Source organism: Candidatus Nanopelagicus abundans, assembly GCF_002288305.1.
Lineage (GTDB): Bacteria > Actinomycetota > Actinomycetes > Nanopelagicales > Nanopelagicaceae > Nanopelagicus > Nanopelagicus abundans.
Genome location: NZ_CP016779.1, coordinates 498,701 through 519,061 on the forward strand (window position 1 = coordinate 498,701; position 20,361 = coordinate 519,061).

The 20,361-nt window shown below is 40.6% G+C and carries 21 protein-coding genes and 2 tRNA genes; 19 read left to right on the top strand and 4 right to left on the bottom strand.

Annotated features, from left to right (window positions below; translation table 11 throughout):
* Positions 1-6 precede the first annotated feature (6 nt).
* Positions 7-80: transfer RNA gene (locus tag B1sIIB91_RS02640), tRNA-Cys, on the bottom strand.
* A 40-nt stretch (positions 81-120) separates the two neighbouring features.
* Positions 121-193 (bottom strand) — tRNA-Gly (locus B1sIIB91_RS02645).
* 91 nt (positions 194-284) lie between these two features.
* Between B1sIIB91_RS02645 and B1sIIB91_RS02650 the strand changes: the two genes are divergently transcribed.
* From B1sIIB91_RS02650 to B1sIIB91_RS02670, 5 genes are read left to right on the top strand one after another with little or no spacing between them, the layout of a single operon-like run.
* Positions 285-1,271 (top strand): chorismate-binding protein, encoded by a 987-nt coding sequence (locus B1sIIB91_RS02650; protein ID WP_095688085.1) that lies wholly within the window; start codon positions 285-287, stop codon positions 1,269-1,271.
* Entirely contained in the window at positions 1,268-2,038 is a 771-nt protein-coding gene (locus B1sIIB91_RS02655) for an aminotransferase class IV (protein ID WP_095688086.1), read from the top strand. Before B1sIIB91_RS02650 ends, B1sIIB91_RS02655 begins: the two co-directional genes overlap by 4 nt.
* Positions 2,035-2,328 (top strand): PGPGW domain-containing protein, encoded by a 294-nt coding sequence (locus B1sIIB91_RS02660; RefSeq protein ID WP_095688087.1) that lies wholly within the window; start codon positions 2,035-2,037, stop codon positions 2,326-2,328. The genes B1sIIB91_RS02655 and B1sIIB91_RS02660 overlap by 4 nt, the downstream gene beginning before the upstream one ends.
* A gap of 38 nt (positions 2,329-2,366) precedes the next feature.
* Complete coding sequence (gene thrS, locus B1sIIB91_RS02665; RefSeq protein ID WP_095688088.1) at positions 2,367-4,361, top strand: threonine--tRNA ligase; 1,995 nt, start codon at positions 2,367-2,369, stop codon at positions 4,359-4,361.
* Positions 4,361-4,903, top strand: a complete 543-nt coding sequence (locus tag B1sIIB91_RS02670; protein ID WP_095688089.1) for an HIT family protein — start codon at positions 4,361-4,363, stop codon at positions 4,901-4,903. The genes thrS and B1sIIB91_RS02670 overlap by 1 nt, the downstream gene beginning before the upstream one ends.
* Here the strand turns inward: B1sIIB91_RS02670 and B1sIIB91_RS02675 are convergent.
* On the bottom strand, positions 4,877-5,467 hold the full coding sequence (locus tag B1sIIB91_RS02675) for a hypothetical protein (RefSeq protein WP_095688673.1): 591 nt from the start codon (positions 5,465-5,467) through the stop codon (positions 4,877-4,879). The two genes, B1sIIB91_RS02670 and B1sIIB91_RS02675, sit on opposite strands and share 27 nt — an antisense overlap.
* Before the next feature lie 25 nt (positions 5,468-5,492).
* Between B1sIIB91_RS02675 and pgsA the strand changes: the two genes are divergently transcribed.
* From pgsA to B1sIIB91_RS02745, 14 genes are all read left to right on the top strand, one after another.
* Positions 5,493-6,089 carry a phosphatidylinositol phosphate synthase gene (gene pgsA / locus B1sIIB91_RS02680; RefSeq protein ID WP_223298618.1) on the top strand — a complete coding sequence of 199 codons (597 nt, stop codon included), beginning with the start codon at positions 5,493-5,495 and terminating at the stop codon, positions 6,087-6,089.
* Entirely contained in the window at positions 6,089-6,949 is an 861-nt protein-coding gene (locus B1sIIB91_RS02685; RefSeq protein ID WP_095688091.1) for a phosphatidylinositol mannoside acyltransferase, read from the top strand. The genes pgsA and B1sIIB91_RS02685 overlap by 1 nt, the downstream gene beginning before the upstream one ends.
* The gene (locus B1sIIB91_RS02690) at positions 6,936-8,096 is read left to right on the top strand and encodes a glycosyltransferase family 4 protein (RefSeq protein ID WP_095688092.1); all 1,161 of its coding nucleotides are present in this window, start codon (positions 6,936-6,938) and stop codon (positions 8,094-8,096) included. Before B1sIIB91_RS02685 ends, B1sIIB91_RS02690 begins: the two co-directional genes overlap by 14 nt.
* Positions 8,093-8,599: a LemA family protein gene (locus tag B1sIIB91_RS02695; protein WP_095688093.1), complete on the top strand. Its 507-nt coding sequence runs from the start codon at positions 8,093-8,095 to the stop codon at positions 8,597-8,599. The genes B1sIIB91_RS02690 and B1sIIB91_RS02695 overlap by 4 nt, the downstream gene beginning before the upstream one ends.
* Positions 8,596-9,594 (top strand): DUF3048 domain-containing protein, encoded by a 999-nt coding sequence (locus tag B1sIIB91_RS02700; protein ID WP_095688094.1) that lies wholly within the window; start codon positions 8,596-8,598, stop codon positions 9,592-9,594. The genes B1sIIB91_RS02695 and B1sIIB91_RS02700 overlap by 4 nt, the downstream gene beginning before the upstream one ends.
* A gap of 93 nt (positions 9,595-9,687) precedes the next feature.
* A complete protein-coding gene (pdxS, locus tag B1sIIB91_RS02705; RefSeq protein WP_095688095.1) occupies positions 9,688-10,575 on the top strand; it encodes a pyridoxal 5'-phosphate synthase lyase subunit PdxS in 888 nt (295 codons plus the stop codon).
* A 2-nt stretch (positions 10,576-10,577) separates the two neighbouring features.
* The gene (gene pdxT / locus B1sIIB91_RS02710; protein ID WP_095688096.1) at positions 10,578-11,183 is read left to right on the top strand and encodes a pyridoxal 5'-phosphate synthase glutaminase subunit PdxT; all 606 of its coding nucleotides are present in this window, start codon (positions 10,578-10,580) and stop codon (positions 11,181-11,183) included.
* A gap of 17 nt (positions 11,184-11,200) precedes the next feature.
* Entirely contained in the window at positions 11,201-11,956 is a 756-nt protein-coding gene (locus B1sIIB91_RS02715) for a YebC/PmpR family DNA-binding transcriptional regulator (protein WP_095688097.1), read from the top strand.
* A gap of 30 nt (positions 11,957-11,986) precedes the next feature.
* Complete coding sequence (ruvC, locus tag B1sIIB91_RS02720; RefSeq protein WP_095688098.1) at positions 11,987-12,508, top strand: crossover junction endodeoxyribonuclease RuvC; 522 nt, start codon at positions 11,987-11,989, stop codon at positions 12,506-12,508.
* Positions 12,505-13,092 carry a Holliday junction branch migration protein RuvA gene (gene ruvA, locus B1sIIB91_RS02725; protein WP_095688099.1) on the top strand — a complete coding sequence of 196 codons (588 nt, stop codon included), beginning with the start codon at positions 12,505-12,507 and terminating at the stop codon, positions 13,090-13,092. The genes ruvC and ruvA overlap by 4 nt, the downstream gene beginning before the upstream one ends.
* A complete protein-coding gene (gene ruvB / locus B1sIIB91_RS02730; RefSeq protein ID WP_095688100.1) occupies positions 13,092-14,147 on the top strand; it encodes a Holliday junction branch migration DNA helicase RuvB in 1,056 nt (351 codons plus the stop codon). Before ruvA ends, ruvB begins: the two co-directional genes overlap by 1 nt.
* Positions 14,148-14,225: 78 nt before the next feature.
* Positions 14,226-15,767 carry a protein translocase subunit SecD gene (gene secD / locus B1sIIB91_RS02735; protein WP_095688101.1) on the top strand — a complete coding sequence of 514 codons (1,542 nt, stop codon included), beginning with the start codon at positions 14,226-14,228 and terminating at the stop codon, positions 15,765-15,767.
* The gene (gene secF / locus B1sIIB91_RS02740) at positions 15,760-16,806 is read left to right on the top strand and encodes a protein translocase subunit SecF (protein WP_095688102.1); all 1,047 of its coding nucleotides are present in this window, start codon (positions 15,760-15,762) and stop codon (positions 16,804-16,806) included. The genes secD and secF overlap by 8 nt, the downstream gene beginning before the upstream one ends.
* A gap of 32 nt (positions 16,807-16,838) precedes the next feature.
* Positions 16,839-19,007, top strand: coding sequence for a RelA/SpoT family protein (locus B1sIIB91_RS02745; RefSeq protein WP_095688103.1), 2,169 nt, complete (start codon positions 16,839-16,841; stop codon positions 19,005-19,007).
* Here the strand turns inward: B1sIIB91_RS02745 and B1sIIB91_RS02750 are convergent.
* The gene (locus tag B1sIIB91_RS02750; RefSeq protein ID WP_095688104.1) at positions 19,004-20,311 is read right to left on the bottom strand and encodes a DUF349 domain-containing protein; all 1,308 of its coding nucleotides are present in this window, start codon (positions 20,309-20,311) and stop codon (positions 19,004-19,006) included. The two genes, B1sIIB91_RS02745 and B1sIIB91_RS02750, sit on opposite strands and share 4 nt — an antisense overlap.
* Between the last annotated feature and the right edge of the window lie 50 nt (positions 20,312-20,361).

Genomic DNA, 20,361 nt, shown 5'->3' on the forward strand with positions numbered 1-20,361 from the left:
TAATTATGGAGGTCGGAACGGGATTTGAACCCGTGTAGCGGGATTTGCAGTCCCGAGCCTCGCCTCTCGGCCATCCGACCTAGCTTTGCTTTCGCAGATGAAACTTTATAACTCTTTGAGAGCGGACGACCGGGTTCGAACCGGCGACCTGAACCTTGGCAAGGTTCCGCGCTACCAACTGCGCTACGTCCGCGAAGTGCGAGGTGAAATCTATCGCATCTAGGACTTGCCTGCACAATTGAATATTAGCTACCAGCGGGCGGTGCTAGCGGTAGCGTTCAAACATGGATAACACAGGTGCACTCTTTTGGATGGGTGATCGCCTTGCCAGTAATTGTGTTGAAATCTCAAATGATCCAAGCTCTCTTGCTAAGCCAGGATTTTGGGCAGTAGTAAATACCTTTGAAGGTAAGTGGATCTGCGCAAGATTTGCAACAGTTATTAACGCTCCATTACCTGAAATGCCCTGGCAGGGAATAACTACACCTTGGTTATCATCTCAATCTAAAAGTACTTATGAAGATAATGTCAGATTAATTAAGGAAAAGATTGCTGATGGTGATATTTATCAAGTAAACCTTTGTCGCATTTTAAGCACAAATTGTGATCAATCCCTACAAGGCCTTGCCGTTAATTTGCAATCAAATAATCCAGCTCCATTTGCTAGTTATCTTAAACTCGACGGAATTGAGATTGCCTCGGCTTCACCTGAATTATTTTTAGAGAAAAAAGATGCGGTGATTAAATCAACTCCGATTAAAGGAACTGCAAAGACAGATTCATTTGGTGAAAAAGACAGGGCTGAGAATGTAATGATTGTTGATTTAATGCGCAATGATTTTGGTGCAATTTGTGAGCCAGGAAGCGTGGATGTACCAAGACTACTTGCAACCCAATCTCATCCAGGTTTGTTTCACTTAGTTTCTGATGTCGTAGGAAAATTACGGAAAGATGTCACTTGGCCAGATATTGCCAAAGCCCTCCTACCTGCAGGCTCAATTAGTGGGGCGCCAAAATCATCCGCAATTAAAAGTATAAAACAAATTGAATCAGTAGAGCGTGGCCCATATTGTGGTGTTATTGGCTGGGTTGAAAATGATCAAGCACTACTATCAGTTGGAATTAGAATATTTTGGTCATTAGCAGATGGGCAGATTAACTTTGGAACAGGTGCTGGTATTACCTATCAGAGTGATCCAACAAGTGAATGGGAAGAGACGGCCCTTAAGGCAGCTCGCTTAATAGCTATTGCGTCCGGGGTATCAGTATGAAGTTACTAGTTAACGGTGAAATACAAAGTGCTGCAGTAAGTTTGCCATATTCGCTAAGCCTGCTTAGAGGTGATGGCTTATTTGAAACAATCTTAACTGTTGATGAAAAAGTGATTGCTTGGCAAAGGCATTACGATCGCTTAAGTAAGAGCGCTGAGAGATTACTAATTATGCTGCCAGCTAAGATAGATATTGAACTTGGTATTACCAAAATATTGCAAGGCTGCGTCGGGCAATCTCGAATGCGTCTTAGCGTGTTATCAGATGGCCAATGGTTTATAACAGTTGAACCAGAGACTATTTCAGATAAGCCAATTGCATTAATGCGGGCCATGGGCGTGAAGAGTTCAAATGCTTCTTTAAGTGGAGTTAAATCAATCTCTTATGGAGAATCACTTTTAGTAGTTAGAAATGCACAGCAGTTGGGATTTGATGATGGGATTTTGTTAAATGAGAATGGTCATGTTGTTGAAACCGCTTTTTCTAATTTATTAATTCTTACCTCTGATGGTTGGCTAACCCCAGATCTAAAAACCGGATGTTTGCCAGGAATAACCAGGGAGCTTTTAATTAAATGGTTTGATGTGAAAGAGGGTCTATTTAACTTTGAGCAGCTGCTAGCGGCCAAGGCGGTGTATCTGACCTCATCAATTCGGTTAATTCAACCAGTTAGTAAGGTCGAAGATCAGTTGTTTGGTGAGAGTTTGATTGGAATTCAATTAATTACGCAATTTAGTCAGCGGCTATTTAGTAACATTAATCCATGAGTCCAATCCTAAAAAGAGTTTTAGTTGGGGTAGTTGGTGGGCTGATCACAATACTTGGCGTGGTTGCATTAATCGCTCCTGGGCCTGGATGGTTAATTATTTTTGCTGGACTTGGAATCTTAGGTACTGAGTTTGCATGGGCAGCGAGAGCGTTGAAAACCGCAAAAGGTGTTGCAAATAGAGCTATTGATTCTACAAAGATTGCTAAGCGTCAGAAGTTGCTAATCTTTGCAGTAATTGCATTCACCGCACTAGCTTTACTAGTTATTTGGTATGGATATCTACGGTAATAACTCACCTTTACACTCCGCTTTGCTAACCTAGGGGTATGTCTTCTCAGATCAAGATTTCCGTAGATGGTAAATCTATCCAGGTCGCCTCTGATCAACGACCAACTCATTTATTTGAAGGCAAAAATGACGTAGTAGTTTGCCGAATTAATGGTGAACTGGCAGATCTTTGGAGTGAGTTATCAGATGGAGATGTGGTTGAGTCAGTCTTAATTGATTCAGAGGATGGTTTAAATGTTCTGCGCCATTCAACTGCGCATGTTTTAGCTCAAGCAGTACAAGAAGTATTCGCAGATACAAAACTAGGTATTGGTCCACCTATACGAGATGGTTTCTATTATGACTTTGATCCAAAAAATCCATTCACGCCATCTGACTTGGAAAAACTAGAAACTGCAATGCGAAAGATTGTTAAAGCTGGTCAACGCTTTAAAAGGCGAGTAGTTACTGAAAAAGAGGCACTTGCTGAATTAAAGAGTGAACCATATAAGTGCGAATTGATTGGCTTAAAATCAGTGAGTACTGAGGATGGATCTAATGTTGAAGTTGGTGGTGCTCAGTTAACAATTTATGACAATCTAGGGCGAGATGGAAATGCTGTGTGGAGTGATCTGTGTCGTGGTCCTCATCTTCCCTCTACAAAACATATCCCAGCATTTAAGTTAATGAGAGCAGCTGGTGCATATTGGCGAGGATCTGAAAAAAATCCAATGCTACAAAGAATTTATGGAACTGCTTGGCCAACCCAGCAAGGGCAAGATGATTATCTAAATATGCTGGCGGAAGCTGAAAAGCGTGATCACCGCAAGTTAGGTGCAGAGTTAGATCTATTTTCATTTCCAGAGGAAATTGGTTCAGGGCTTGCTGTATTTCATCCAAAGGGTGGAATCATTCGAAAGGTAATGGAGGACTACTCCAGAAAGCGACATGAAGAAGAAGATTATCAATTTGTTTACTCACCTCATTTAACAAAGGCATCATTATTTGAAACATCAGGGCACTTGCAGTGGTATGCCGACGGTATGTATCCGCCAATGGTGATGGATGAAGAATTTCATGCCGATGGCACAATTAAAAAAGCTGGTCAAAAGTATTACATGAAGCCAATGAATTGCCCGTTTCATAACTTAATATATAAATCAACACCAAAGTCATACCGAGATCTACCACTTAGATTATTTGAATTTGGCACGGTATATCGTTATGAAAAATCAGGCGTAGTTCATGGCATAACTAGGGCACGCGGCTTTACCCAAGATGATGCTCATATCTACTGCACCAAAGAGCAGATGGGTGATGAGTTAGATTCACTTCTAACCTTCGTACTTAACTTATTAAGAGATTATGGGTTAACAGATTTCTACTTAGAGTTATCAACTAGAAATCCGGAAAAATCAGTTGGTGAAGATAAGGATTGGCAAGATGCCACTGAGGCACTACGCCTTGCTGCAGAGAAACAAAAACTAGAGTTAGTTTTAGATCCAGGTGGGGCAGCTTTTTATGGACCAAAGGTTTCAGTGCAGGCACGAGATGCAATTGGGCGAACTTGGCAGATGTCAACGATTCAAGTTGATTTTCAATTACCACAACGTTTTGATTTAGGTTATGCAGCCTCTGATGGATCTAGTAAAGCCCCAGTAATGATTCACCGAGCTTTATTTGGTTCTATTGAAAGATTCTTTGGTGTTTTAACCGAGCACTATGCAGGTGCTTTCCCGCCATGGCTTGCCCCCGTTCAGGTGCGAGCTATTCCAGTTGCTGATTCATTTATTCCTTATCTTTCTGATGTTGTTAAAGAGTTTAAGAAGGCTGGTATTCGTGTCGATATTGATAGTTCAGATGATCGCATGCAGAAGAAGGTTAGAAATGCTCAACTTGAAAAGATTCCTTTTATGATGATTGCCGGGGATGAAGATGTAGCTGTGAAAGCGGTTTCTTTTAGGTATCGAAATGGTGAACAAAAAAATCAGATTCCAATTAAAGATGCAATTGCTGAAGTTATAGCGATTGTTAAAGATCGTAAACAAATTTAATGTCAGATCAAGTAAATTCTGGTGGGGCAGGAATGCCAGATAGTTGGCAAAGGCTTTGGGCTCCACATCGGATGTCCTACCTTGAAGGTGAAAATCGCCCACTTGCTGGAAATCAGATCTCTTGCCCGTTTTGCAGAATCTCATCCCTATCTGATGAAGAGGCATTAATCGTTGCAAGAGGTAAAGAGGCATATGTTGTAATGAATCTTTACCCTTATAACGCAGGGCATTTATTAGTTTGTACATTTCGCCACGTAGCTGAATTACCGGAGCTAACAGAATCTGAGCGCAATGAGGTGCAAGCGTTAACCGTGCAAAGTATGAAGGTGCTGCGCAAGGTTAGTAATGCAGTTGGCTTTAACATTGGAATAAATCAGGGTGAGGTATCTGGCGCTGGTATTGCTGAACACTTTCACCAGCACATAGTTCCAAGATGGCGAGGTGATGCTAATTTTATGCCGATTATTGGTAAAACTAAGGTGATACCTAAGTTATTACAAGAAAGTAGAGAACAGCTATCTTCGGGTTGGAATCAGATCTAGGAAGTGCTTAATCTCAGCAATACCTAGTTTATTTTTTAATATCAGAGGTATCGCTGGAATTATTAAACCCTGTACAAATTGATCCCAACCACCTTCAGTTAGAGCATTATGTAACTCTTCCTTGAACTCTAAAACTAACTCGCGGTGTTCTACATCGCTAGAAATTTTACTTACCTTTGTATTTGAATAATCTGTAATCATCTGGTCCTCAAGGTTAATTAGCGCAGTAGGTTCACCAGTGTCAGCATGAAGAACTAAGTAGGGGGTTAGAACTGGTTCTAACATTTTTCCAACAATTGCGCTCATATCTTCAAAATCAACATCGCCATCTTCAAAATCTGTAACTACAACAATTGTTGGTATGTATAACTCTCTAAAAGTTATCCAATTCTTAACTATGTTTGAATCAATTCCAGTCTTAGCACTAGCTATTACTACAACCACATCAGAGGTAATTAAGGAAGGATCATCGATTTGGGCTGCCGGAAGTCCTAGGGCAGCACAAATTGACTCATTATCAGCAGATATCCCAAGGATAAACCGTGCGTTAATTAGGTCGCCCATCATTGGTAAGCCTACGATGGGAATTATGTTGCAGCGTTCATTACGTGTTCCTGTCGCCAAAATTATTGCCCCGTTTGTTAAAACCTTGGTCAAGTTAGGCGTTAGCGCCAACATGATATCTGCGGTGGGTGGGATCGGATCGATCGCTAGCGCTCTTTATTTTTTCCCAAATGGAGAATTTTTTATAGGTGTAGTTTTTGTCTGCATATTTGTTTTATTTGATTTATTTGATGGCGCCGTTGCTCGCCAGTCAACTAAGGGTGTTAGTAAATGGGGAGCACTTCTTGACTCAACTTTAGATAGATTAAGTGATGCTGCAATATTACTTGGCGCGATGATTTACTATATTGATAAATCAGATCCATTAGTACCAGTGTTTTTGATTGCAGCTTTCACTTCATTTATGGTCTCATACATAAGAGCTAGAGCAGAATCACTTGGGATCGAATGTAGTGGTGGGATTGCTGAAAGAAGTGAGAGATTAATTATTGCCCTTAGCGCATATGGGTTAACTGGCCTATCAGTTGATTATGCGATGAGTATTGGTATTTGGAGTGTTGCAATTCTATCTATCATCACAATACTGCAACGACTTATGATTGTTTATAAAGCGGTGAAGTAATGTATTTGTTGTATTTATCTATTTGGAAAATAATTGGATTCCTACCGGAAAAATTAGCCTACAAGATCGCTAATCTGGTCTCAGATTTTACTTACCTTCGTAATGGTCGAAAAGTTCAGAGACTTCGTAGCAACTATAAGAGAGTACTGCCAGATCTAAGTAAAAGTGAGTTATCAAAACTAACTAAAGCGGGAATGAGATCATATTTAAGGTATTGGTTTGATACTTTTCGCCTTAATAAATGGAGTAAAGAGCGGATCATTAGTACTACAGAGGTAATTAGAGAAAATTTACTTCGCGATCCCATTAGTACAAAACAAGGTTGCATTATTGCTTTACCTCACGCTGGAAATTGGGATCATGCAGCAGCTTATTTTTGTTCAACTGGGATTAATTTAACTGCGGTAGTTGAAGAATTAAAGCCAGAGGCAATATTTAGGAAGTTTTTAGATTATCGACAAAGCATTGGAATTGAACCAATTAGTCATAAAGAAAAAACTATTCCACTTCTTACCCAGCGTTTAAATGAAGGTAAACTAATAGCACTAGTTGCCGATCGAGATATGTCTAGAAATGGTATCGAAGTAGATTTTCTTGGAGCAGTCGCAAAAATGCCAGCTGGACCTGCAATTTTAGCAATAACAACTGGGGCGCCTTTAATTACTGCTTACATTCGTTATACCGATAAGGGCATTAAGGTTATATTTGATAGAACTGTAGTGGTTCCTGATTCAGGTAGTGAAGATGAAAAGGTAAGAGTGGTAACTCAATCTATGGCTGATAATTTTGCAAAACATATTAAGGAATCACCAGTAGACTGGCACATGTTGCAACGGATTTGGATAGATGAAGAAAAGTAGAATTGGCATGGTTTGCCCATACGGCTGGGATACGCCAGGTGGAGTACAAACTCATATTCGTGAGTTAACTGAACATTTAATTACAGAAGGCCATCATGTATCAGTGCTTTCACCAGTAAGTGATGATTCACTTGAAATCGAAGATTACGTTGTAAATGCTGGTAAGCCTATTTCGATACCTATAAATGGTTCAGTGGCTAGGGTTTTATTTGGACCAATAGCTAGTTCAAGAGCTAAACAATGGATAGCCTCTGGTGATTTTGATTTACTACATTTACATGAGCCGGCAATTCCATCATTGTCATTGCTTGCTTGTTCAGCAGCTGAAGGGCCATTAGTTGGCACATTTCATGTTTCAACACCAAAGAAGAAAGCAATATATGCAATTGGTCCGATTTTAGAACCAATTGTTGAAAAATTAACCGCCCGAATTGCAGTTAGTGAGTTAGCCAGGTCCACACTAAAAGATCATTTTGAAACAGATGCGGTTGTAATTCCAAATGGAATTGATGGACATAAGTATGCAAATGCTAAGAAATCTGCTGAATATAGTGGTGAAAACACTATTGGATTTATCGGAAGATTTGAGGAGCCTCGAAAAGGCTTACAGGTTCTACTTGATTCACTTCCAATTGTTGCAAGGTTTATTCCTGATGTTAAGTATTTAATCGCAGGACCAGGGGAAAGTAAGGATTACATTAAAAACATTGATCCACAGCTTCGTAATCGAATTAAGTTTTTAGGATTTCTTACTGATGAAATGAAGGAGAGCTTTCTTAAATCAGTTAAAATATATGTTGCCCCAAATACTGGCGGTGAATCATTTGGAATTATTTTAACTGAAGCACTCTCTGCTGGAACCGCAGTAGTAGCAAGTGATATTCCAGCCTTTAAAGCGGTTTTAGAAAATGGTGATGCTGGTACCTTATTTACCAACGAAAATAGTGCAGAGCTTGCGAAGGTTCTAGTCGCACTACTTAGAGATGGCGAAAAGCGTGATAAATTATCTGAGAATGGAAAGTTAAGTGCTCAAAAATATGATTGGCAAGTTGTAGCTGAACAGATCGAAAATATCTATGAAATGGCAACTGCAGGTGGACAAAAAGTAAGTCTTTCATCTGAGACTAGATTTTGGAGCAGAAGATGAACCTAGAGACCTTAAGTTTGGTATTAGCCATAGTTTTAATAGGTTGGTACTTATCTTTTTCTGCATCAAGATTAGATCGCTTACACCATCGAGTTGAAACATCATGGGCAACTCTTGATTCACTACTTCAGCAAAGAGCAGCTCTTGCTCACCAAATTGTGCTTGTATCAAATCTAGATCCAGCAACTGCCTATTTAATTTCGAGTTCAGCTGCGGCTGCAAGGGATGCCAACATAGTAGAACGTTCGGCCGCAGAGAGTGTGCTCTCACAGGCATTAAAATTAGTTCAAAATGCTGCGCTAGATAATTCACTTCAATTACCATCAGAGCTCTTGGTAGAACTATCTGATATTTCAAGCAAGGTGAAGTTAGCAATTAATATTCATTTAGAGTCGGTCAATGCGACAAGGAATGTAAGGTCCAAGCCGTTAATTCGTTTATTCCGGTTAGCAGGAAAAGCACCTATTCCAGTTCGTTACGCATTTGAGGATGAAGTAGTGTGAAATTAGCAAGACGCATCTTTCTATTAATCTCCTTAATGGTCGTACTCCTTTCAATTACAGGTGTAAATCGATTATTTGAATTAGCTAATTTTCAATTAAAGCCTGAGATAGAAAAAAATCTTTTTAACGGTCTGCCTGGTAGTAACAATCAGATATTGGCTGTAAAAATAGATGACTCAACTCCAGCACATCCACAAATTGGTGTCGAAGATGCTGATTTAGTTTATGTTGAACAGGTCGAGGGTGGCATAACCAGGCTTGCTGCCATTTACACATCAAAACTTCCGCCATTAATCGGGCCAGTACGATCTGCTCGTATATCTGATTTAGAAATACTTTCTCAATTTGGAAGAGTTGGTTTTGCATATAGCGGTGCACAATCAAAGATGCGACCAGTGATTGGTGCGGCAAATTTAGAAAATCTATCAGCAGAGCGAAACCCACCATCAATTTATGGAAAAGATCCAAATCGACCTGGGCCAGTAAACATGATCTTAAAACCTGATCTTTTGCTTGAGAGAGCAAATGCTAATCCAAAGATCAGAATTGATACTGCGATAACGTCACCATTCATTTTTGGTGAACAGCCGGCAGCGGTGGCTATTACCTCATCTGTAAAAGTGAAGTGGCCAAGTGCTAGATATGAATTACGTTGGGATGTAGAAAGTAGTAAGTGGTTAATTTATTTTAACGACAAACCAAAACTAGCAGCATCAGGTCTTCATCTCTACGCTGATACAGCTATTATTCAAATTGTTTCAATCACGCCTTCAATTTATGGAGATAAATTTGGTGAGATAACACCATTTAGTAAAACAACAGGCAGTGGTAAGGCAGTCCTACTTAGAGATGGTTTTGCCTATCCAGTAGATTGGCAGCGAAATCTTGAAAGTGATGTAACTAGCTGGCGCAGTGCAGATGGTAAGGATGTGAAATTTAAGGCAGGTAAAATCTGGATACTTTTAACCGATAAGCCTCCAGTTTTAGCCCCATAAGTGCTCACTTATGTGATCAAGACTTCATTTAAATGATTCCGCAGTGTGCAAGTAATTAGTAGAATGGGAGACTAGTTAATACAGGGAGAACGAATGTCTAAGGAAACAGGAACAGCACGAGTAAAACGCGGCATGGCAGAGATGCTAAAGGGCGGCGTAATTATGGATGTTGTAAATGTTGAGCAAGCAAAAATTGCCGAAGATGCAGGTGCAGTTGCGGTAATGGCGCTTGAGCGCGTACCAGCAGATATCCGTGCCCAAGGTGGCGTTGCGCGAATGTCTGATCCTGACATGATCAGCGCAATACAAGCAGCTGTTTCTATCCCAGTAATGGCGAAAGCAAGAATTGGTCATTTTGTTGAAGCACAGATTTTACAAACACTTGGCGTGGATTACATCGATGAATCTGAAGTTTTAACTCCGGCAGATTATGCAAATCATATTGATAAGTGGAATTTCACTATTCCATTTGTTTGCGGTGCTACAAATTTAGGCGAAGCACTTAGGCGAATTAATGAAGGCGCAGCAATGATCAGATCTAAGGGTGAAGCTGGCACCGGTGATGTTTCTAATGCAACGACACACATGCGAACTATTGCAGGTGAGATTCGACGCCTTACTTCAATGCGCGAGGATGAGTTGTTTGTAGCTGCTAAAGAATTACAAGCACCTTATGAATTAGTTAAAGAGGTTGCAAGCACCGGAAAACTTCCGGTTGTGTTATTTACAGCAGGTGGCATTGCCACTCCAGCTGATGCAGCAATGATGATGCAATTAGGAGCAGATGGAGTTTTTGTTGGCTCTGGTATTTTCAAATCAGGAGATCCAGCAAAGCGCGCTGCAGCTTGTGTTAAGGCTGTTACATACTTTACCGATCCAAAAGTAATTGCAGATGCTTCACGCGGATTAGGTGAGGCAATGGTTGGTATTAATGTTGCTGATATTCCAGTACCACACCGTCTTGCGGAGCGGGGCTGGTAGTTGTGAAAATTGGAGTACTTGCACTCCAAGGTGATGTTCGTGAACACATCCAGTCACTAAGTGATTGCGGGGTTGATGCACTTGCAGTTAAGACAAAGAGTGAAATAGAAAATATTTCAGCGCTAGTTATTCCAGGTGGTGAATCAACTACCATTGCAAAACTTGCTAGATCCTTTGATTTATTTGATCTGATTAAAGATCGTATAAAAGGCGGAATGCCAACTTATGGATCTTGTGCCGGAATGATCTTGCTATCAGATGTGGTTGAAGATGCGATTATTGGCCAAGAAAGCTTTGGCGGAATTGATATGGTAGTTAAGCGCAATGCTTTCGGCCGACAAGTAGATTCATTTGAAACTGATTTAAAATTTAAAGGAATTACTGATCCACCAGTTAGAGCAGTATTTATAAGAGCTCCTTGGGTTGAATCCGTTAGTGAAAATGTAGAAGTTTTAGCAGAGATTTCTGATTCATCAGGGCAGCGCCATCCAGTTGCAGTTAGACAAGGGCATTTGCTTGCCACTTCATTTCATCCAGAGCTAACTGGTGATAATAGAGTGCATAAATTTTTTGTTGAAAATATTTGCCGGCAAACGGTCAATTCCTAAGGCTTATTGGAGCAATAATGAGTGGTCATTCCAAGTGGGCAACAACTAAACACAAGAAAGCAATAATTGATTCAAGGCGTGCTAAAAATTTTGCAAAATTAATTAAAGCAATTGAGGTATCGGCTAGATCTGGTGGCGCTGATGTTTCTGGTAATCCCACATTATTTGATGCAATAGCTAAAGCAAAAAAGAACTCAGTACCAGCTGACAACATTGATCGTGCGGTAAAGCGTGGAGCAGGCCTTGAAACAGGTGGTAAAGAGTGGGAAACAATTATGTATGAGGGTTATGCAGCTGGCGGAGTTGCACTACTTATTGAGTGTTTATCAGATAATAGAAATCGAGCCGCATCTGATGTACGAGTTGCCGTAACAAGAAATGGTGGAAACATGGCAGATCCTGGTTCTGTCTCATACCTCTTTAATAGAAAAGGTGTAGTAATAGTTTCAAAGCAAGATGGAAAGGTAACTGAGGATAAATTACTTGAAGTAGTTCTAGATGCTGGCGCTGACGAGGTAAATGATCTGGGTGAATCTTTTGAGATTGTTGCCGAACCTGCAGATTTAGTTGCAGTGCGTACATCTTTACAAACTGCCGGTATTGATTATGACTCAGCTGAAACTTCATTTTTACCTACTATGTCAATACCTGTCGATGCGGATTCTGCAAAGAAGGTGTTTGATTTAATTGAGGCAATTGAGGAGCTAGATGATGTGCAAAACGTCTATGGCAACTTTGATGTTTCAGATGAAGTAATGGCGAGCCTTAGTTAGTATTTATTTAACGCTGATTAGGCTTTACTGATGCGCGTGCTTGGTATCGATCCTGGTTTAACCAGATGCGGAATTGGAATTGTTGATTCAACTGGCCCACAAAAACTAGAGATGGTTGGCGTTGGTGTAATTAAAACTGATCCAGATGCGCCACTTGAGTTAAGACTATTTGAGTTAGAAAAAGAGATCCAAGTTTGGATTAAAAAATTTAAACCTGACGTGATTGCCGTTGAACGAGTTTTCTCACACCTAAATGTTAAAACTGCGATGGCAACCGGGCAGGCAGCCGGAGTGGCACTGCTACTTGCCGCAAAAGCAGGGATTCCAGTTGTAATGCACACACCAAGTGAGGTTAAAGCTGCTGTTACCGGTTCAGGTCGGGCTGATAAAAAACAGGTGGCAAACATGGTGAAGCGCCTACTTAAACTGCGAGAAATTCCAAAACCAGTCGATAGTACTGATGCCTTAGCCCTTGCTATCTGCCATCATTGGCGAGGAGTAGGTAATGCCCGTTTAGCAACAGCAAAGAAAAAGGCGATTAAGAAACGATGATTAGTTCAATTTCAGGCAAAGTGACAACTAAGACAAACAATTCAATTGTTGTTGAAGTTGGCGGAATTGGTGTTTTATTACAAGTTCCAAGCAGAGTAGCCACTGGGATAGTAATTGGTAATTTAGTAAATTTTCATACTTACCTAATTGTGAGAGAAGATGCGCTAACCCTTTATGGTTTCACTGAGATTAGTGAGCGGGATTTTTTTGAACTTTTATTGTCTGTTACTGGTGTTGGGCCAAAGGTTGCACAATCAATATTGGCAAGTTCTGATGCAACAGCAATAGCCTCAGCGATTATTTCTTCTAACCATAAACTTTTAGAATCTGTGCCTGGTCTTGGGAAAAAGGGTGCACAACGATTAGTACTAGAGCTTAAAGATAAAGTTGCCACTTTTGCAGCAGGGGTAAGTAAGAGTAATTTGTCGATTACAAATCAAGTTGAAAATGCCCTACAAGGGTTAGGTTATTCAGCAAAAGAAGCTTCTGCGATGATCACTGCTATTGCTAGTAATGAAAAAATTGATAAGTTAGACAAAGCTGAAATATTAAAGTTAGCACTTAAATCTGGAGTAAAAAAATAATGAGTGATCGAATCATTGATCAAGGCTCAGATGATGCTGAACGAGTTGCTGAATTAGCTCTGCGCCCTAAAAATTTAACTGAATTTGTTGGACAAACTAGGGTAAGAGATCAGTTAAACCTTTTACTTTCTGCTGCCAAAGAACGTAAATCTTGCGCAGATCACGTTTTATTTTCAGGTCCTCCTGGTCTTGGAAAAACTACGCTGGCAATGATTGTGGCAACTGAGATGGATTCACCGATTCGTATTACCTCAGGCCCGGCAATACAACATGCGGGTGATTTAGCTTCGATACTCTCATCATTAGTTGAGGGTGAAATTTTGTTTTTAGATGAAATTCATAGAATGTCTAGACCAGCGGAGGAGATGCTTTATTTAGCGATGGAGGATTTTCGAGTTGATGTAATTGTTGGCAAAGGCGCCGGTGCTACCTCAATTCCACTAGAGCTACCTCATTTCACTTTAGTAGGTGCAACAACTCGTGCTGGCTTATTACCAAGCCCGCTTAGAGATCGATTCGGCTTTACTGCGCAATTAGATTTTTATGATGCAGATGAACTTGCTCAGATAATTAAGCGAAGTGCAGATTTACTTGAGATTACGATAGAACAGCCGGCGATAGTTGAGATTTCTTCAAGATCACGGGGGACACCGCGGGTAGCAAATAGATTACTTCGAAGAGTAAGAGATTATGCGCAAGTAAATAAAGAGAAAGTTGTGAAGTTAGAACATGCTCAAGCCGCACTTAAAATATATGAAGTTGATGAGATTGGTTTAGATCGGCTTGATAAAGCAGTTCTAACAGCGCTGATCAAAAACTTTAACGGTGGACCAGTTGGTGTTTCAACTCTAGCAATGGCAGTTGGTGAAGAGATTGAAACGATTGAATCATTAGCCGAACCATTTTTAGTTCGAATGGGGTTTTTAGCAAGAACTCCACGTGGTCGAGTTGCAACAGCCTCTGGCTGGGCCCATCTTGGTTTGAAAGCACCACTTTCTGCTCAGATAGGAACTGATGTGTCACTCTTTGATCAAGACCCTGATATCGCGCAATAATTACTTAATTAGCGCATAAATTTCAGCAAGAAGTGTTGGATTTCTCAATAAACACACCTATCCCTAGAATTACCCCATATGTCCGCTAATAAAATTGCCAATACTCAATCCCGAGCACTGCGAACAATTTCAATCGTGCTGCTATCGGTTCTAGCCTTTACTGGAGTTGCCTTCATATTAGGTGCTACATCATTTAAATTAGGCTTAGATTTGCAAGGCGGAACTAGCGTTACTTTGCAACCAAGAATTGAAGCTGGTCAAGCTGGAAAAGTAACTGCAGAATCAATTGATCAAGCAGTTGCGATTATTCGCCAACGTGTTAACTCACTAGGTGTTGCTGAATCTGAAGTTTCTGCTCAGGGCACTGGTGTTAATCGGCAAATAACTATTTCAGTACCTGGTGAGACTGGCAGACGAATTGTTGATTTAGTTGGTCAAACTGCTGAATTAAGATTTCGCCCCGTTTTAGCAGAAGGGGCTGCAAATGCAACTACGGTTAGCGCCGATGCTGCAAATACAACCTTGCCAGCTGGAGTCACACCAGAATTAAATGCACAGTTTGCCGCACTGGATTGTACGAAGCCAGAAAATCGTCAAGGTGGGGGCGGAGATAATGAAGCAGTTGCAATTATTAGTTGTGATCGAGGTGGTATTGCAAAGTATATTTTGGCACCAGCTGAAGTATTAGGTCGTCAAGTTACTAAGGCTTCATCTTTAATTGATCCGCAAGGCACCTCTGGTTGGTATGTAACTTTAGATTTTAATGGCGAAGGTAGTAGCAAATTTGGTGCTATGACAACTCGTGTAACAACACTTCCGCCGCCACAAAATCAAGCAGCAATTGTTTTAGATGGTTTGGTTTATTCTGCTCCAAGAATTAATGAGCCAATTAATAATGGAACCGCACAGATAACTGGAAATTTCTCCCAGATTGAAGCGCAAGATTTATCAAATGTTTTAAAATATGGAGCTTTACCCCTTGCCTTTGATCGTGGTGAGGTTCAACAAATCTCACCTTCACTCGGTGCAGAGCAGCTTCGTGGTGGTTTAATCGCTGGAGCACTTGGTCTTTTATTAGTTATTGTTTATTCAGTACTTTACTATCGCGGGTTAGGAATAGTTTCTGTTGGTTCACTTCTATTAGCATCAGTAATTGCATTACTATCATTTTTGCTATTAGGTGAGCTGATCGGATTTACTCTGACTTTAGCTGGTATTGCTGGCGCTATTGTTGCAATCGGAATTACAGCAGACTCTTTTATTGTTTACTTTGAACGTATTAGAGATGAAGTTCGTGAAGGAAAGTCTCTTAAGTCAGCTGTTGAAACTGGCTGGACTAGGGCACGTCGAACTGTAATTGTTGCCGATGCTGTTTCTATGATCGCAGCCTTAACGCTTTACTTCTTTGCAGTAGGTGGTGTTAGAGGGTTCGCATTTACACTTGGCCTAACTACGCTAATCGATCTAATCGTTGTCTTCTTCTTCACGAAGCCACTAGTAACTGTTTTAGCTAAGTTTCCATTTTTTAACGAGGGCCATGCACTCTCTGGTTTTTCAAGTAAGTCATTGGGAATTGTGCAAAAACAGGCAACTGCAACTGGAGGTGTAAGCAATGGCTAAGTATTCAGGATTAGGTGGTCGTTTATATCGCGGTGAGACTTCTGTAGATTTTATTGGTAAGAAAAAGATTTGGTATGCATTCTCTGGATTATTAATTCTTACCTCAGCTGCAACATTAATTACGCAAGGCTTACATCTAGGAATCGAATTTAAAGGTGGTTCATCCTTTACAGTCACATCACAATCAGTTTCAGTAGCATCTGCTGAATCTGCAGTGCGAGATGCAGGTGTTACGACACAAGTTATTGTTCAAAAAATTGGTAATGACAAAGTCAGGGTTCAAACTGATGCTTTAACACCAGCGCAGCAGACAGCTGTGGAAAGCAAGTTATCTACCAAATTTAATGTAAGTATTGATTCGATTGATTCGCAGATTATTGGCCCATCCTGGGGTGAAGAAATTACCCGTAAAGCACTTTATGGTTTATTTGGTTTTCTATTGGCGGTAATGCTTTACCTAGCAATGGCATTTGAATCAAAAATGGCAATCGCTGCGATCATTTCAGTTATTCATGACGTATTCATCACTGTTGGAATTTACGCATTAGTTGGGTTTGAGGTTACCCCTGCGACAGTCATTGGGTTCCTTACAATCTTAGGTTATTCACTATATGACACGGTAGTTGTATTTGATAAGGTGCGTGAGAATACTAAAGGGATTGCTGCTAGCGGTAAGAGCACATACTCACAAGCTGCGAATCTGGCAGTTAATCAAACTTTAGTTCGTTCATTTAATACATCTTTAATTGCATTACTCCCAGTCGGTTCTATTCTTTTTGTTGGCGCTGGCCTACTTGGTGCTGGAACTCTTAAGGATCTTTCACTTGCTTTATTTATTGGATTAGCAACCGGTACTTATTCTTCAATATTTATTGCAACACCAATTTTGGCAGCTCTACGTGAGCGCGAGCCGGCAATGCAAGCATTAGCCAAGCGAGTAGGAAATCGCGGTGATAAACCAGTAACTAATTCACCAGCAGCTTCGAGCCAATCAAGTGGTGGCCCGCGGAATCAACCTCGACGCAATCGTCGCCGTTAATATTTTGTAATTAATAAGGCAGCCACAGTGCTATGACAACACAAGAATTGTTAAAGCCGCTATCTGATGGATTAGCTCAATCTCACCCAGGATTTTCAAATAGTGATTTAGAAAAAGCCTTTATTGCCGCTGAAAAAGCCCATAGTGGTCAAATAAGAAAATCTGGTGAGGCATATATAACCCACCCAGTTGCTGTTGCTCAAATATTAATTGATCTAGGAATGGATCTACCAACTGTGATGGCTGCTCTTCTTCACGATACTGTCGAGGATACAACTTATTCAATTGAGCAAATTAAAAGTGAGTTTGGGGAGGAAGTTACATCCCTAGTTGATGGGGTAACTAAATTAGACAAGTTAACTTACGGCCCAACTGCGGAAGCTGAGACACTTCGTAAAATGGTTGTGGCAATGTCTAGAGATATTAGAGTCCTAGTAATTAAATTAGCTGATCGTCTTCATAATGCAAGAACATGGGAGTTTATTGCTGCTGAGACCGCTCAGCGTAAGGCTAGGGAAACCATAGATATATACGCACCCCTTGCACATCGCCTTGGAATGAATGCAATTAAGTGGGAGCTAGAAGACCTTTCATTTAAAGTTTTAGAACCTAAAAAGTTTGAAGAAATTGAACGCTTAGTTGGGGAGCGATCACCAGCTCGTGATCAATTAACGCAAGAAGTAGTTACGGCAATTGATCAAGACTTAAAACTAGAAGGCATAACAGCGCAGGTAAATGGCAGGCAAAAGCATTTTTATAGTGTTTATCAAAAGATGGTAGTTCGTGGTCGTGAATTTAACGATATATATGACTTGGTAGGAATACGGATATTAGTTGAATCAGTTCGCGATTGTTATGGTGTTTTAGGTTCGATACACGCAAGGTGGAGCCCGGTACCGGGGCGGTTTAAAGATTACATTGCGATGCCAAAATTTAATCTATATCAGTCATTACACACCACAGTTATTGGCCCAAATGGTAAGGCTGTTGAAATCCAAATTCGTACATCTGATATGCATACTAGAGCTGAGTTTGGAATTGCAGCACACTGGAAATATAAATCTAAAAATACCGAACCTGGCAAGAGTCCTGAGGTGCTCTGGCTTCGCCAGCTACATGAATGGCAGCAAGAAAGTGGTGACGTTAGTGATTTCCTAGAAACATTGCGATATGACCTGCGAACACCAGAAGTATTTGTTTTTACACCTAAAGGAAGTGTGATTGCATTACCATCTGGTGCAACTCCAGTTGATTTTGCCTACGCGGTTCATACTGAAGTAGGTAATAAGTGCGTTGGAGCCAAAGTAAATGGAAAATTAGTTCCACTTGAATCCCACCTAGTAAATGGTGATGTTGTAGATGTTCTTACAAATAAAAATATTAATGCTGCCCCTAGCCATGATTGGCTTAACTTTGTTACCTCATCTCGCGCACGTTCGAAGATAAAGGCTTGGTTTTCAAAAGAGCGTAAAGAAGAAGCGATTGAAGCTGGTCAAGAGTCAATCTCTAGACAAATGAGAAAAGCTGGATTACCACTACAGAAAATTTTAGGTGGTCATGCACTTCTTGAATTAGCTCATGAGCTTCGATATGAAGACATCGAAAGCATGTATGAATCAGTAGGCAATGGTCATGTTTCAGCACATTCAGTAATTGAGAAGTTAATGGTCCTACTTGGTACAACTGATGCCCATCCAGAAAATGATCTAACTCCATTAATTAATCCAGTAAAGCGTGAGCGAAAGAGTGTTACAGGAATTGATGTTGAAGGCGCTGGGGATGTATTAGTAAAACTTGCAAGATGCTGTGCGCCTGTGCCTGGTGATCAAATTACGGGATTTATTACACGCGGCAGTGGCGTTTCTGTTCATAGAGCAGATTGTGTAAACATTGTTGATTTAAAAATTCACCAAGGTGATCGAATGGTAGTGGTTAAGTGGAATATGTCTGCTAAAAGCACGTTTTTAGTAAACATCCAGGTTCAAGCACTTGATCGAGCACGATTGCTTTCAGATGTGACTAAGGCATTATCTGATCAGCACGTTAATATTTTAAGTGCTTCCGTTGTGACAAATAAAGATCAAACAGCAATTTGTAGATTCTCTTTTGAAATGGCAGATGCTTCACATCTGGATGCAGTACTAACTGCAGTTAGAGCAATTGAAGGTGTTTATGATGTAGATAGGGTATTTAATAATTAGCTTGTGTACTCAGTTAAACCTTTTTGGGCCTGTTCTAACCATTCTCTTCGTGCAGCTGCGGCTTCACGTGCCAACATAGCCTTTGCATTTTGCCCAGCAGCTTCTGCCTTCGCTGCTTGCTTTTCATAATTCTCAATTGCCTCAGCTAGTCCCTGAACAACCTTGTTAGCTTGCGCCTTAGCAGTTGGATCACTCTTACGTTGGAAGTTTCTCTCTATCTCAGAAATCTCTTCTTCTACCTTTTTAATTCGCTTTTCAAATACATCACGTTTTTTGCGATCAGTCATACCAATTTTCTGCCACTTACCCATTAAGTCATAGAAATTCTTTTTTGCAGATTTAAAATCAGAAATTGGCAGCAATGCTTCAAATTCAACAATTAATGCTTCACGCTTGATTAAATTTTCTGCCATTGATCCTTTGCGCTTTGCCATGTCAGCATTCTTGGCCGTAAAAAAAGTATCTTGAGAGGCTTTAAATCTACTCCACAACGCATCATCAGTTGTTTTTTTACCACGACCTGAGGCTTTCCATTGGTCCATTAATTCTTTAAAACGCTTTGCTGTATTTAACCAATCCTTTGAGTTAGCAAGACTCTCGGCTTCTTTAACAATTACTTCTTTAGTTGATGCAACTGACTTTTGCTCAGAAGAAAGGTTTGCAAAGTGGGTACGCCGTCTCTTATCAAACTTATTTCGCGATGATGAAAACCTCTTCCAAAGCGCTGCGTCATCTTTTTTATCTAGGCGAGGTGCTTTCTTCCAATCATCAAGTAAAACCTTTAATCTGGCAGTAGTTACTTTCCAGGCAACAGAGTCAATAAGTGTTTCAGCCTCTGCCACAATCTTTTCTTTAATAGCAGCAGCTTCAGTTTTGCGTGCTTGCTTTTCTACCTGTTGCGCTGCTTTACGAGCTTGGTAGGCACCTTCATGCTCAACAATTAGTGCAGGAACTTTTTCCAGAGATTGCGCAAGATTTACTAGATCGCCAACGCCATTTAGTTCAGAAATTTGTATTCGTAATTTATTGACTGCTTCATGAGCATCACTGGGTACCATCGCACCAGATCTAATGCGTGCGGCTAGGAGCGCAACTTCAGATGCTGCCATTTCAAATTTTTTAACAAAGTATGCAAGTGCTTCTTCACTGCTCTTACCAGGATATGAACCAACGGCTCGATCACCAGTGGGTGTAATTACGTAAACAGTGCCGTCTTCGCCAACTCGGCCAAATTTTGCAGGATCACCGATAAGTGCTGCAGCCGCCCCATTATTAGAAAGGGTAGGTGTTGATACATTCTCCATGTTATGCCTTTCGTTGCGCGGTTTCTGTTGTTAACAGATCCCGTTATGGG

What these genes read in the sequence shown, in the direction of transcription:
- B1sIIB91_RS02650 (WP_095688085.1), top strand. Translation starts at nt 285, where the DNA reads ATGGATAACACAGGTGCACTCTTTTGGATGGGTGATCGCCTTGCCAGT.
- B1sIIB91_RS02655 (WP_095688086.1), top strand. Translation starts at nt 1,268, where the DNA reads ATGAAGTTACTAGTTAACGGTGAAATACAAAGTGCTGCAGTAAGTTTG.
- B1sIIB91_RS02660 (WP_095688087.1), top strand. Translation starts at nt 2,035, where the DNA reads ATGAGTCCAATCCTAAAAAGAGTTTTAGTTGGGGTAGTTGGTGGGCTG.
- thrS (WP_095688088.1), top strand. Translation starts at nt 2,367, where the DNA reads ATGTCTTCTCAGATCAAGATTTCCGTAGATGGTAAATCTATCCAGGTC.
- B1sIIB91_RS02670 (WP_095688089.1), top strand. Translation starts at nt 4,361, where the DNA reads ATGTCAGATCAAGTAAATTCTGGTGGGGCAGGAATGCCAGATAGTTGG.
- B1sIIB91_RS02675 (WP_095688673.1), bottom strand. Translation starts at nt 5,467, where the DNA reads ATGGGCGACCTAATTAACGCACGGTTTATCCTTGGGATATCTGCTGAT.
- pgsA (WP_223298618.1), top strand. Translation starts at nt 5,493, where the DNA reads ATGTTGCAGCGTTCATTACGTGTTCCTGTCGCCAAAATTATTGCCCCG.
- B1sIIB91_RS02685 (WP_095688091.1), top strand. Translation starts at nt 6,089, where the DNA reads ATGTATTTGTTGTATTTATCTATTTGGAAAATAATTGGATTCCTACCG.
- B1sIIB91_RS02690 (WP_095688092.1), top strand. Translation starts at nt 6,936, where the DNA reads ATGAAGAAAAGTAGAATTGGCATGGTTTGCCCATACGGCTGGGATACG.
- B1sIIB91_RS02695 (WP_095688093.1), top strand. Translation starts at nt 8,093, where the DNA reads ATGAACCTAGAGACCTTAAGTTTGGTATTAGCCATAGTTTTAATAGGT.
- pdxS (WP_095688095.1), top strand. Translation starts at nt 9,688, where the DNA reads ATGTCTAAGGAAACAGGAACAGCACGAGTAAAACGCGGCATGGCAGAG.
- B1sIIB91_RS02715 (WP_095688097.1), top strand. Translation starts at nt 11,201, where the DNA reads ATGAGTGGTCATTCCAAGTGGGCAACAACTAAACACAAGAAAGCAATA.
- ruvC (WP_095688098.1), top strand. Translation starts at nt 11,987, where the DNA reads ATGCGCGTGCTTGGTATCGATCCTGGTTTAACCAGATGCGGAATTGGA.
- ruvA (WP_095688099.1), top strand. Translation starts at nt 12,505, where the DNA reads ATGATTAGTTCAATTTCAGGCAAAGTGACAACTAAGACAAACAATTCA.
- ruvB (WP_095688100.1), top strand. Translation starts at nt 13,092, where the DNA reads ATGAGTGATCGAATCATTGATCAAGGCTCAGATGATGCTGAACGAGTT.
- secD (WP_095688101.1), top strand. Translation starts at nt 14,226, where the DNA reads ATGTCCGCTAATAAAATTGCCAATACTCAATCCCGAGCACTGCGAACA.
- secF (WP_095688102.1), top strand. Translation starts at nt 15,760, where the DNA reads ATGGCTAAGTATTCAGGATTAGGTGGTCGTTTATATCGCGGTGAGACT.
- B1sIIB91_RS02745 (WP_095688103.1), top strand. Translation starts at nt 16,839, where the DNA reads ATGACAACACAAGAATTGTTAAAGCCGCTATCTGATGGATTAGCTCAA.
- B1sIIB91_RS02750 (WP_095688104.1), bottom strand. Translation starts at nt 20,311, where the DNA reads ATGGAGAATGTATCAACACCTACCCTTTCTAATAATGGGGCGGCTGCA.